General features: G+C 68.5%; 13 protein-coding genes. 6 read left to right on the top strand and 7 right to left on the bottom strand.

All coding sequences use genetic code 11. The features are described from left to right. Window positions 1–110: 110 nt before the first annotated feature. The 4 genes from ACJH6J_RS02335 (at window position 111) to pip (ending at window position 3,985) form a co-directional block, all read left to right on the top strand. Window positions 111–980 carry a ParA family protein gene (locus ACJH6J_RS02335; RefSeq protein ID WP_020099888.1) on the top strand — a complete coding sequence of 290 codons (870 nt, stop codon included), beginning with the start codon at window positions 111–113 and terminating at the stop codon, window positions 978–980. Window positions 981–982: 2 nt separating this feature from the next. After that, a complete protein-coding gene (locus ACJH6J_RS02330; RefSeq protein WP_212807806.1) occupies window positions 983–2,008 on the top strand; it encodes a ParB/RepB/Spo0J family partition protein in 1,026 nt (341 codons plus the stop codon). Between the two features lie 232 nt (window positions 2,009–2,240). After that, the gene (locus tag ACJH6J_RS02325) at window positions 2,241–2,999 is read left to right on the top strand and encodes an acetyltransferase (protein ID WP_406774425.1); all 759 of its coding nucleotides are present in this window, start codon (window positions 2,241–2,243) and stop codon (window positions 2,997–2,999) included. 26 nt (window positions 3,000–3,025) lie between these two features. Then, complete coding sequence (pip, locus tag ACJH6J_RS02320) at window positions 3,026–3,985, top strand: prolyl aminopeptidase (RefSeq protein ID WP_406803466.1); 960 nt, start codon at window positions 3,026–3,028, stop codon at window positions 3,983–3,985. Window positions 3,986–4,783: 798 nt separating this feature from the next. Here the strand turns inward: pip and ACJH6J_RS02315 are convergent. Beyond that, window positions 4,784–5,122 (bottom strand): MerR family transcriptional regulator, encoded by a 339-nt coding sequence (locus ACJH6J_RS02315; RefSeq protein ID WP_406774427.1) that lies wholly within the window; start codon window positions 5,120–5,122, stop codon window positions 4,784–4,786. A gap of 54 nt (window positions 5,123–5,176) precedes the next feature. Here ACJH6J_RS02315 and ACJH6J_RS02310 point away from each other — a divergent pair, with 54 nt between their 5' ends. Continuing rightward, complete coding sequence (locus ACJH6J_RS02310) at window positions 5,177–5,959, top strand: alpha/beta fold hydrolase (protein WP_406774428.1); 783 nt, start codon at window positions 5,177–5,179, stop codon at window positions 5,957–5,959. 20 nt (window positions 5,960–5,979) lie between these two features. Continuing rightward, window positions 5,980–7,089, top strand: a complete 1,110-nt coding sequence (locus tag ACJH6J_RS02305; protein WP_406774429.1) for an MFS transporter — start codon at window positions 5,980–5,982, stop codon at window positions 7,087–7,089. A 284-nt stretch (window positions 7,090–7,373) separates the two neighbouring features. Here the strand turns inward: ACJH6J_RS02305 and ACJH6J_RS02300 are convergent, their stop codons facing one another. From ACJH6J_RS02300 to sigM, 6 genes are all read right to left on the bottom strand, one after another. Further along, window positions 7,374–7,847: an AAA family ATPase gene (locus ACJH6J_RS02300; protein WP_406774430.1), complete on the bottom strand. Its 474-nt coding sequence runs from the start codon at window positions 7,845–7,847 to the stop codon at window positions 7,374–7,376. Window positions 7,848–7,919: 72 nt separating this feature from the next. Continuing rightward, window positions 7,920–9,113, bottom strand: coding sequence for an N-acetylmuramoyl-L-alanine amidase (locus ACJH6J_RS02295; protein ID WP_212807799.1), 1,194 nt, complete (start codon window positions 9,111–9,113; stop codon window positions 7,920–7,922). A 157-nt stretch (window positions 9,114–9,270) separates the two neighbouring features. Continuing rightward, window positions 9,271–9,603, bottom strand: coding sequence for a thioredoxin (trxA, locus tag ACJH6J_RS02290; protein ID WP_020099879.1), 333 nt, complete (start codon window positions 9,601–9,603; stop codon window positions 9,271–9,273). Between the two features lie 40 nt (window positions 9,604–9,643). Beyond that, window positions 9,644–10,582, bottom strand: coding sequence for a thioredoxin-disulfide reductase (gene trxB / locus ACJH6J_RS02285; RefSeq protein WP_212807798.1), 939 nt, complete (start codon window positions 10,580–10,582; stop codon window positions 9,644–9,646). Between the two features lie 121 nt (window positions 10,583–10,703). Next, on the bottom strand, window positions 10,704–11,465 hold the full coding sequence (locus ACJH6J_RS02280; protein ID WP_406803465.1) for a hypothetical protein: 762 nt from the start codon (window positions 11,463–11,465) through the stop codon (window positions 10,704–10,706). Between the two features lie 87 nt (window positions 11,466–11,552). Continuing rightward, window positions 11,553–12,104: an RNA polymerase sigma factor SigM gene (gene sigM, locus ACJH6J_RS02275; RefSeq protein WP_212807796.1), complete on the bottom strand. Its 552-nt coding sequence runs from the start codon at window positions 12,102–12,104 to the stop codon at window positions 11,553–11,555. Window positions 12,105–12,149 lie beyond the last annotated feature (45 nt).

Genomic DNA, 12,149 nt, shown 5'->3' with positions numbered 1-12,149 from the left:
TGACAGCGGCCGACCCGGCCGCCACATCAGGAAAGGCAGTGAGCGATGCCAGGGGCGAGCGTAGCGACGGGGAGTCTGATGTTTCACGTGAAACGTGGCCAAGCGTGACGATGGATACGCCGATCGGGGCGGAAGCCGAACGCGCGGTCCAGATCCTGCACGGCGCCAAGGGACAGCAGCTGCCGCGGCCGACGCATCAGCGGGTGTTCACCATCGCCAACCAGAAGGGCGGGGTCGGTAAGACCACCACCGCGGTCAACATGGCCGCGGCCCTGGCCCTGCAGGGACTCAATGTTCTGGTCATCGATCTGGACCCCCAGGGCAACGCCAGCACCGCGCTGGGCATCGAACACCGGCCGGGCACCGCGTCGTCGTACGAGGTGCTGATCGGGGAGATCACCCTGGAGAGCGCACTGCAGCGGAGCCCGCACAACGAGCGCCTGTACTGCGTCCCGGCGACCATCGACCTGGCCGGCGCCGAGATCGAATTGGTCAGCATGGTGGCACGTGAAACCCGGCTGCGGAACGCCCTCGCGACGCTCAAAGACCACAACTTCGACTACGTCTTCATCGACTGCCCGCCCTCGTTGGGTCTGCTGACCATCAACGCACTCGTGGCGGCGCCCGAGGTGCTGATCCCGATCCAGTGCGAGTACTACGCCCTGGAGGGCGTGGGTCAGCTGCTGCGCAATATCGAGATGGTCAAGGCGCACCTCAACCCCCAGTTGGATGTCACGACAGTCGTCCTGACGATGTACGACGGCCGCACCAAACTCGCCGACCAGGTCGCGATGGACGTCCGAGACCACTTTGGCGATAAGGTTTTGCGGACCGTCATCCCACGCAGCGTCAAGGTTTCCGAGGCACCGGGATACGGCATGACGATCCTGGATTACGACCCGGGATCACGTGGAGCAATGAGCTATCTGGACGCCAGCCGTGAACTCGCCCAGCGTGGCGAGTCGGGAGTGAGGAAGTAACGATGTCGCAGCCGAAGAAGCGCAGCGGACTCGGACGGGGGCTGGCGGCACTCATCCCGACCGGTGCACCCGAGGACGGGCAGCAGGACACCTCGCTGCGAATGGGGTCTGCGGCTGCAGACGTGTTGATCGGTGGCGGTCCGGCCGGTCCGGTCAATGGCGCGGTAGCCGCAGATTCGGCCGCGGCGGCCAGGGCCGAAGCCGAGGCGATCGGCGCGGTGTACCGCGAGATCGAGCCGTCGGCCATCCAGCCGAACCCGCGCCAGCCGCGCAGCGTCTTCGATGCGGATGCGCTCGCGGAACTGGTGCACTCCATCCGTGAGTTCGGGCTCATGCAGCCCATCGTGGTGCGCGAGCTGAGCCAGCCGTCCGGACCGCATCGCTACCAGCTGATCATGGGTGAGCGCCGGTGGCGCGCCTCGCAGGAAGCCGGCCTGACGGCGATCCCGGCGATCGTCCGCGAGACAGCGGACGACAACATGCTGCGCGATGCGTTGCTCGAGAACATCCACCGGGTCCAGCTGAACCCGCTCGAAGAGGCGTCGGCCTACCAGCAGCTGCTGGAGGAGTTCGACGTCACCCACGAGGAACTGGCGACCCGCATCGGCCGGTCGCGTCCGGTGATCACGAACATGATCCGGCTGCTGAAGCTGCCCATCGCGGTGCAGCGTCGCGTTGCCGCGGGCGTGTTGTCGGCCGGCCACGCCCGGGCGCTGCTCGCGCTCGAAGGGGGGCCGGAGAAGCAGGAGGAGCTCGCGGCCCGCATCGTGGCCGAGGGGCTGTCCGTGCGTGCCACCGAGGAAGCGGTCACGCTGGCCAACCGCGACGGTGACAAGCCGGCGCCGGCGCCCAAGCGCAAGCCGATCCAGATGCCCGGTCTGCAGGACGTGGCCGAGCAGCTGTCGACCGCGTTCGACACCAAGGTCACGGTGAGCCTGGGCAAGCGCAAGGGCAAAATCGTCGTCGAGTTCGGCTCGGTTGACGACCTCCAGCGCATCGTCGAACTGATGAAGACGGAACAGGGCTAACCGACCCAATTTTGGGTCTGCGACAACCCGACCAGGGACAAGGCCCCGTTACGTCACTGTGACGGTGATGTTCGGGGGAGTGTCGGACGGGGAGGGGATGCGCGATGTTTCACGTGGAACAGTTCAGCGTCCGGTCGACGTCGATCCCGACTGAACAAATCGAGTCGACGGTGCCGGCGTCTCTTATCCTGGTAGAGCAGCCTGATCCGATCGGGTGGACGACGGGAGTCTGGTGAGTTCACGAATCACGCCGCTGCGCCTCGAATCGTTCGAGCGGCTGCCGAAGCATGCGCGGCGTTGTGTCTTCTGGGAAGTCGATCCGTCGGCACTCGGGGACAGCGACCACCTCAGCGACCCGGAGTTCGAGAAGGAAGCATGGCTGTCGATGGTCATGCTCGAGTGGGGATCGTGCGGACAGCTGGCGGTCGCGTGCGACCCGGACCGTGCCGAGGACCCCAACGATGACGCGCCCTGTCTGGGCTATGCGTTCTATGCGCCGCCGCGCGCCGTGCCGCGGGCCGGGCGCTTTCCCACCGGGCCGGTCAGTCCCGACGCCGTCCTGCTGACGACGATCGGTGTCGACTGCCCCGACGACGGTGACGGACTGTCGCGCCACCTGATCGCCGCCGTCGTCGCCGATCTGGTTCGTCGTGGTGTACGCGCGTTGGAGGCGTTCGGCCGGACCACCGAGGTGGCCCGCCTCGGTGGGACACAGGCCTGTCCGGAGGAGCTGGCGGCGACGATCGAAGCGTTCGGCGAGTGCGCCGTCGATCAGTGCGTGATCGAAGCGGACTTCCTTCAGGACAACGGCTTCGAGATCGTGGCGCCGCACCCCTACTTCCCGCGACTGCGGCTGGAACTCGAACAGGGGCTCGGCTGGAAGGCGGACGTCGAGGCGGCGCTGGAGCGACTGCTGGAGAGCAGCGCCTTGCAACAGCCCGTCGGGGCGGTCACCAGCCCCGCGCTGTGGACGCCGCACACCGGTCGATAGGGGAGCGGGTTCCACGGTGAACACGCGTGCCTGACGCCTCGTCGAAGCCCGACGACTGCGGACTGCTCGACGTTGGCGACGGCAACCGGATGTACTGGGAGACCCGCGGCAATCCCGTCGGGGAGCCGGTTCTGATCGTCCACGGCGGCCCGGGCGCCGGCCGGTCCCGCAACGCACACAAACAGTTCGACCCGGAGCGCTTCCGCATCGTGGCGTTCGATCAACGTGGATGCGGTGACAGCGTGCCGAGCGCGGCGGACCCGTCGACCGACATGTCGTGCAATACCACCGCGCATCTGCTCGCCGATATGGAGGCGCTGCGCCGTCATCTCGGCATCGATCGCTGGCTGCTGTACGGCGGCTCGTGGGCGTCCACGTTGATCCTCGCCTATGCGCAACGGCACCCGGATCGCGTGCTCGGCATCGTGCTGATCGGCGTGACGATGACGCGGCCGCAGGAGGTCGACTGGCTGTACCGCGGACTGCGGCGCTTCCGTCCTGCCGAGTGGCAGCGGTTCCGTGACGGTGTGCCCGAGGGTGACCGGGACGGCAATCTGGTCGAGGCTTACCGCCGGTTGATGGAGCACCCGGACGCCGCTGTGCGTGAGCGGGCGGCGCAGGATTGGTGTGCGTGGGAAGACGCCGCGATAGCCCATGAGGCGTTGGGGAAGCCGGGTCAGTACTCGGCGAAGATCGATGCCGGCCGACTGGCCTTCGTTCGGATCTGCACGCACTACTTCGCCCACGCGGCATGGTTGGAGCAGGGTGAACTGCTGCGGGATGCGCACCGATTGGCCGGCATCCCCGGCGTGCTGATCCACGGTCGTCTCGACCTGTCAGCGCCCGTCCGGACGGCCTGGGAACTGGCTCAGGTATGGCCTGATGCCGAGCTCCGGATCATCGAGGACTCGGGCCACACGGGCAGCCCGGCGATGGCGGCGGCGATTGCAGACGCTGTCGAACGGTTCACTCCACGGCGAAGATAGCGCGGCCGTTCCACGTGAAACATCGGCCACACCGACCAGAGTCCGCGGGGCTCCGACACCGGTACCGGCCGCCAGACAGGCAGCCGTCGGCCGCGCCCTCTGGCATCCACACCGGAGTCCTTGCGGTCACACGTGGGTCGCGGTGGCGCGCTGGAATCGCGCCGGTGCGGCGGGGCGGCCATGTAGGTATCGCCCGGAATCCACACCGGCGCGTTACGGCTGCCCGACGCGGAACCGGTATCGGCCAGACCAACCGAGCAGCACTGCGCGGCTCCTGTGTCCCGCCGGCCGAACGTCATCGCTCGACCGAGTCGGGACGCCGGAAGTGCGCGGCGCCCTGACGCCGCGCCGGCTTGTCTCTGATCGGAATCGGCGGCGTGGGCAAGACACGGCCAGCGGTCCACGTGGCTGTCGCGATGGTCGGTGGGTGGGTACGTCGGTCGCACATCGGCTGTCCATTCCGGCGCCGCCGGTGAAGCTCCCGAGCGCCGGCCCGACTGACCGAACCACTAGGCCGTTCCCCAACCGATACCCGGCTGCGATTGATCCGCGACACGAGACCCACGTCTGGTCGGGTACGCGTAGGCAGTCCGCACGTCCTCGGCGCGAGCGACCTCGGCGCCGCAATTGCGCGGTGCGGGATTGGGGGGCGCCGTTGCGTGCGCGGCGAAGCGGTGTTGCCAAGAGCACCGTTGGCGGGCGCTGCCCGGCCTGGGATCGGAACGGCGCGCCAGTGCGGGCAGGGGAGGAGGGGAAGCCGAATGCAGCACCCGACGCCTTCACACCCCAGCGAGTCGGCTACTGACCGTCCAGCAGTTGGACGATGCGTGCGCGGCGGAGATTCAGGTCGTCGATGCGGGCGTCCATCTCGGCCAGTGTCTGTCTGATGGCGGCGGCGATGGCTGGGCACATGTCGACCGCGCTGCCGTCGATGCAGGGCAGTAGTTGTCGAATGGTGCGTACGCCGAAACCGGTGTCGATCAGCATCCGGATGCGGCGCACATCTTCCACGGTGTCGGCGGGGTAGTCGCGGTAGCCGTTGGACCGGCGTCGCGGTGCGATCAGACCCTGCGCCTCGTAGTAGCGCAGCGACCTGACCGAACTGCCGGTTGCCGCCGCTACTTCACCGATGCGCACGCGAACTCCTCTCGGGTTGACCATGACGCTGATGTCAGGGTTTAACTTCGCCGCATGCCCAACGATTCCCTACTTTCCACGTCGACGGTCACCCGCGTCGGCTCCGGTCCCGCCCTGCTTCTCGCGCACGGAGCAGGTGGCGGTGTCGCACTGAATTTCGGCCAACTCATGGACGAGATGGCCGGCGAGCGAACGCTGATCGGCGTGGACTATCCGGGCTCGGGAGCCAGTCCGTTGACCGCGAGTTCCTACCGCGTCGACGATCTGGCTGACGCGATCGTCGACGCCGGGCGAGCGGCCGGCTTCGAGCGATTCCCCATCGTCGGCCTATCGCTGGGATCGGCGGTTGCCATCACCGCGGCACTCCGTCATCCCGAGGCCGTCAGCGCCTTGGTCCTGACGGTGGGCTTCGCGCACGCCGATCCGCAGTTGCGGTTGGTTGTCGATGTCTGGCGCTATCTGGCCGCGCACGACCGTGACGTCCTGGCGCGGTTCCTGACAGCAGTGTCGTCGCCGTCGGCGTTCGACGAGGCCGGCAATCTCGACGAGATTGTGGCGGACGTCCGCGCGAGCATCCCGCCCGGCAGTCCGCAGCAGGCTGCCCTGGCCGCCGAAATCGACCTCCGCGACCGCCTCGCGGAAGTCGCGATCCCGACGTTGGTCGTGGCGGCGGGTGTGGACCGCATCGTGCAGCCGTCCTCGACGCGCGCTCTGGCAGCGGGCATACCTGGCGCAGTCCTGATGGAATATCCAGACGCCGGTCACATCTTCACACCGGACGAGGGGCGGACATGGATCTCCGATATCCGGAAGTTTCTGCTGGCGCACCAGCTGTGACCGACAGGTGGCACTGGCGGGTGGCCGTGCTGTCTGCCGCCGCCTTCGTTTATCTCGCCGCGGAGATGTTTCCGGTCGGCGTCGTCCCGCAGATGGCCGACGGACTGCACACGACAGTGCCCGCTGCGGGGCTGTTGGTGGGCGTGTACGCGGTGGCTGCTGGTGTGGCAATCATCCCGGTGGCTCTGGCGACTCGTCGCGTCGAGCATCGCGTCATGCTGACTGCCGCCTTGGCTTCACTGTCGTTGTCGCAACTGCTGCTGGCCGTCGCACCGACGCCCGGGTGGGCAGTCTTCGCCCGGGTCGTCGGCGCGATCTTGCATGGTTCGGTGTGGTCCCTGGCTCCGGTGCTGGCCAGTGCTCTCGCACCCGCCGGCCGTGCGGGGCAGGCGACCGCGCTGGTGTTCGTCGGGGCGGCACTGGGGTTGGCCGGGGGATCCCCACTGACGACGCAGCTTTCCCTACTCATCGGGTGGAGAGCCGCGTCGCTGGTGCTGGCGGTGCTTGCCCTGATCTTGGCGGCGGCCATTGCCGTGCTGATTCCCCGCCATATCGGTCGTACCGTGACGGCGCCGACCGCAGGCCGAGCCGGTGAGCCGCACACCGTCGCGGCGGTCTGCGTACTGACGCTACTGGTGGTGACCGCCGCCTATGCCCCGTATTCGTTCATCACGGTGTTGGCCGGCGACATCGGGATCCCGGCCGCCGGGCTCCCGGTTCTGCTCCTGGGCTATGGCGGCGCCGCGCTGGCGGCGGTCGTCGTCGCCGGACGGGTGCTCGATCGTCACCGTTACGCCGTCGTGGTCGCGGCCCTGACGGGTCTGCTGATTGCGTTCGCGACGCTGAGCCTGGTTGGCTCGCGCGGGTTGTTCGTCGCGGCAGTTCTGTTGTGGGGAGCGGCCTTTGCGTGTTGGGCGCCGACCATGCAGACGATCCTCATCAAGCGTTGCCCCAACGCTGCCTTCGCGTCCTATCTGTACGTGCTGGCGTTTCAAGTCGGGATCTTCTCCGGCGCCTGGGCGGGGTCGCAGCTCGTGGCCTCAGATGCGGCAGCATCGCTGACGGTGCTCGCGCTCATCGGTGTCGGGTGCGCGTCACCGGTGGCGCTGTTGGCCCGACGGTGGTTGTGATCGGGAGAACCCAATCCGGTCAGCGACATGGGGACTCCAAGCCGGAACACCCGCCGATGGGGCCTGAATCACGATGACCCAGGACCAACCGGAACAAGCGTCACGTGACGCTCATGTCGCAACCGCCTCGCGGTCGAAATCGGGGGCGCGGCCGGCGATCCGGGGACGTCTGGGCGTCCGGCGCTTCCCGGTCCGCCAGGCGGGCCATGAGGCCTCAGTGGCGGCCCCTGCGGGACGACGCTGGGGGAGACGGGGTTCGGGCCGGCACGAGTGACCGGAGCCCGCTAGACCGCCTTCGCGGCGATGGCGACCAGAGCGTCGACCACCTCCGGCAGCGGGCGGGTCGTGTCGATCTCGTGGGTGGCCGACTGCCGCAGCAGCGGTTCGATCTCTGCGATGTCGGCCAGGATCCGGGCGCGCTCGTCGGCACTCTTGCCGTACGGATTGTTGGTCCGGCGTCGCAGCCGATCCAACACGACATCGGTTGGGGCGGTGAGGAGTACGACCGCATCGAACCGGCCGTAGAAGCGCCACTGGTTGGCCACGGTGCCCTGCACGAACAAGGGCCCGTCGCGCGGTTGCTGCAGCAGCTCGTCGATGAGAGGTTCGCGCCAGAGCGGCTCGCCGTCGACGACGTCGATCCACTCCCCGTCGTCGGTATCGACTGTGGCGTAACCCCGTTCGGCGAGGCCGGCCAGCGTCGTCGACTTGCCGACTCCGGACATGCCGGTCACGAGAACCGTGGCGTGGCCACTCATACCGACCGATTCAACCAGCCCGCGCACCGAAATGCGGTGGCGTGCATGACGAAAACCCTGAGGGCAGCAGGGCTAGGCGCCGGCCTGGCCGGCCTGCTCGACCGACATCTCGTGAGCCAGCAGCTCGGCGAACGTGAAAGTGCCTGTGGGACGGTCGTTCTTACCCAGCAGGTACAGCCGCTTCACGGCGGCCAGGATGCCTTCGGCGATGGAGTCGCGGTGGCCGGGGGAGGTGAGCAGCTCCCGGTCGTGCGGGTTGCTCACGTAGCCGATGTCGACCTGCACCGTGGGCATCCGGGTGAGCCGCAGCAGGTCCCAGGTGCGGCCGTGGGTGCGGCAGTCACGTAAACCGCTGCGCGCCACGACTTCCCGCTGTATGAAGTCGGCGAGGTTGCGGCCGATGGTGGACACCGAACCGTGCGAGTTGCCGAAGTAGAACGAGGCGACGCCGTTGGCTGCCGGGCTGGGCAGGCTGGCGCACCGCAGGCTGATCATCAGATCGGCACCGACCGCGTTGGCCGTTGCGGCCCGCTCGGCGTCGGCCGGGCTGCCGCTGACAGGGCGCGACAGGAACGTGTCCATGCCGATGGCCGTCATGCGGCCTTCCAGCCGGCTGGCGAGGTCCCACAGGACGTCGGCTTCACTGACCGGGCCGGACGGGCTGGTCATGATGAGCCCGCGGTCGTCGCCGCCGCGGCCCGGATCGATGATGATCCGCTTTCCGGTCAGACGGGGGCCACTGCGCCGGACGAGTTCCTCTTCGCGGATGGCGTGCGGCGAACCGCCGGTGACCCGCGAACCCAGGAAGTACAGCGAGCGCAACGTCTCCGGACCGCAGATGCCGTCGGGGAACATGCCGTACTCGCGCTGGTACGACATCAGGCCGTTGTGGGTCTGCAAGCCGAAATGACCATCGACGAGACCGGTGTAGAAGCCGAGATCCTGCAGCCGGGCCTGCAGGGTGGCGACGTCGTCGCCGTACATCGGGGCACCGAACTGGTGCGAGAGCGTGCGCGCCCCCAGGCGGTACGAGGCCTCTTTCAGCGCGCGGTACGTCGCTTCGCCGACCATGCCGTCGACGAGCAGGCCACGCTGCTGCTGGAAGGCACGCACGGCCTGGTCGAGTTCCTCGTCGAAGAGGTCGAGCGCGACGTGCTTGCCGGTGGTGAGATCCGCGTCGGGACTGTCCAGCAGCCCCAGGGCGGCCAGTGCGGCCCGAATCTCGGTGACCGAACCTCCCCGGTCACCGCGACGCAGTATCGACATTCCTGGCCTTTCAATCACGGACGCCAGGCGGGCGGACAGCTGCGCACTGGCGGGACGCCTGGACCCATTGTCGCAGACGCTCCTCAGGATTCCGCAACTTCACAGGCAGCAGCGGTGCGCCCCGCCGAAACCGGCGGGTGCGCAGCCGCTGATGGGATCAGAGTTCGTCGGCGATTTCGCGCAGCAGGGCGGCCTTGCCCTTGGCGCCGACGATGCGCTTCACCGGCTCGCCGTCCTTGAACAGGATCAGGGTCGGGATCGAGACGACGTTGAAGCTACGGGCGGTCTCGGGGTTGGCGTCGACGTCGAGCTTGGCGATCGTCAGCTCCCCGGCCTTCTCGCCGGCCAGTTCCTCGAGCACCGGGGCGATCATCTTGCACGGTCCGCACCAGGTCGCCCAGAAGTCGACCAGCACCGGGGTGCCGCTCTTGATGACGTCGCTGTCGAACGAACCGTCGGTGACGGTCAGCGTTGCGCTGCCCTCGCTCATGTACTGCTCCTCTCGGGTGAACTCTGTGGGGGAAGGACGATCAGCCGTGGTGCTCGGCGAGCCAGCGCTCGGCGTCGATGGCCGCCGCGCAGCCGCTGCCGGCCGCGGTGATGGCCTGCCGGTAGGTGTGGTCGACCAGATCGCCCGCGGCGAACACGCCGTCCAGCGACGTGCTGGTGGTGCGGCCCTTGACCTGAACGTAGCCCTCGTCGTCGAGGTCGACGAGGCCGCGCACCAGCTCCGACCGCGGGTCGTGGCCGATAGCGACGAACACGCCGGTGACCGGGAGCTTGCTCTCCTCGCCGGTGACGGTGTTGCGCAGCAGCAGCCCGCTGACCTTCGAATCACCTTCCACCGCAACAACTTCGGTGTTGGTGACGAAGGTGATCTTCTCGTTGGCCTGCGCGCGCTCCAGCATGATCCGCGAGGCGCGGAACTCGTCGCGGCGGTGAATCAGCGTCACCGAGCGGGCGAAGCGCGTCAGGAACGTCGCCTCCTCCATGGCGGAGTCGCCGCCGCCGATGACGGCGATGTCCTGATCGCGGAAGAAGAAACCGTCACAGGTGGCGCACGTGCTGACACCCTGGCCGATCAGCTCCTGCTCGCCCGGCACGCCGAGGTGGCGGGCGGCGGCGCCCATCGCGAGGATGACGGCGCGGGCCTGATGGGTCTCGCCGTCGACCGTGACGGTCTTGACGGGTCCGTCGAGGGACACCGCCTCGACGTCCTCCATGCGCAGGTCGGCGCCGAACCGCAGCGCCTGCTCGCGCATCTCCTCCATGAGCTCGGGGCCGGTGATGCCCTCCTTGAAGCCCGGGTAGTTCTCCACCTCAGTGGTGGTCATCAACGCACCACCGAACTGGACACCTTCGAAAACCAGCGGCTTGAGCTGGGCGCGGGCCGTGTACACCGCAGCGGTGTAGCCGGCCGGCCCGGAGCCGATGATGATCACGTCGTGCACGGTGTCTTGGGTGGTCATGGCCGCCTTTCATCTGGCTCTGGTCAGGCTCATACCTGGTCGGCCTGCTGCCAGAGTCGGTACGCCTATAACACCAGGGTAAGTGCCGGTGTTCCCGGCCGTTTGGCGGGCTCCGGGGCGGTCAGCGGCGCGATTGCGCCGGCGGGCCCGGAGCGTCGGGAATGACGGCGTCGGCGGCCAGGCCGGCGTCGCTCGAATTGCAGCCCGGAGACACCACCAGGGCCATCAGAGCGCCGTCGTCGGCTTTCGGGAGCAGCAGGAGCACTTGGGCACGGTCGTGCATCGTCAGGGTGGCCGCGCCGAGGACCGCGGTGGTGGGCGAGTAGCCGAGCCCCGTCAGGCAGGACCGCAGGCGATCCGGTGCGGCGAGCGCGCCCAACTCGGGTGGCCGGCTCCGCAGGTCCAGGATCTGCCGGTCCGGCCACGGCATCCCGGCCTGGCGCTGCACCGTCAGTGACGCCGCCTTGGGGCCGGCGGAGACGCGGACAGGCTCGTCGGGTCTGCTTAACACCACGACGGCACCGATGCACACGGCGAGCAGCCCAGCGACGGCCGCGGCGACGACGGCGGGACGTGCCGTACGCGCGCCGTGGCCGGCGGGCCGACCAGGGACGACGGTGTGGCGCGGGTTCGAGCCGGGGTTGCGCAGGGCCGAGCCGATGCGGGCGGTCGCGTCTGCGGGCAGGTCAGTGGCGGTGGGGTCGTCCGCCAGGTCGTGGACGTCGCGCCGGACCTGTTCGAGTGCGGCGTACCGACGGGCGAGGGCCGGATCGTCGCGGATGCGGCGGCGCAGTCGGGCCGCGGTGGCGTCGTCGAGCAGTCCGGCCTGCAGGTCGGCCAGGAGCTCGAGGGAGACGGACTGATCGGCCTGTTCGTCGTCCACCTGCCGAAGCCTAATCCGGTCGCCGCAGCGACCCGCGGTACACCGTCGCCGGTGATCGGGGCGAAAACGTCACGTGACCGGCACCCGTCAGTCGGCGAGGTGGGCGAGCGACTGCGCGAGTTTCGCGCGCGCCCGCGAGCAGCGGCTCTTCACGGTGCCCTCCGCGATACCCAGCATCGCCGCGGTCTCGGCGACCGAGTAGCCCTGCATGTCGACGGCGACCACGGCCGCCCGCTGTTCGACCGGCAGCCGCAGCAGCGCCCGTTCGATGACGATGGTGGTCTCGATCCGGTGTGCGGGGTCCGCGGTTCGGCAGGTGGCGTCGCTGAGCTCTTCGGCGCGGTGAAACTTGTTGTGCCGCAGCCGGTCCAGGCACGAGTTCACCACGATGCGGCACAGCCAGCTGCGCACCGAACTGTCGTGCCGGAACCGCGGCGCGTGCCGGTGGGCCTTGAACAGCGCGTCCTGCAGGGCGTCCAGTGCGTCCTGCGGGTCGTGGCTCGTCAGGCGGGCGAGCCGGTACAGCTGGTGCCGGTGTCGGTAGAACAGCTCCTCGAACGCGTACCGCTCACCGGCGATGTGCGCCGCGAGCAACTCTGCGTCTGATGCGTCCGACTGTGGCGCCCCGAAACTCCCCACTTCCGAACCATAAATCGGGTCCGGGAACGCACCCGACGCGAATTG

It is taken from the genome of Mycobacterium sp. SMC-18, from assembly GCF_045310895.1.
In the GTDB taxonomy this organism is placed as follows: Bacteria; Actinomycetota; Actinomycetes; order Mycobacteriales; family Mycobacteriaceae; genus Mycobacterium.
The sequence above is the reverse complement of the archived record's forward strand: the minus strand, read 5'-3'. Positions and strand labels throughout refer to the sequence as shown.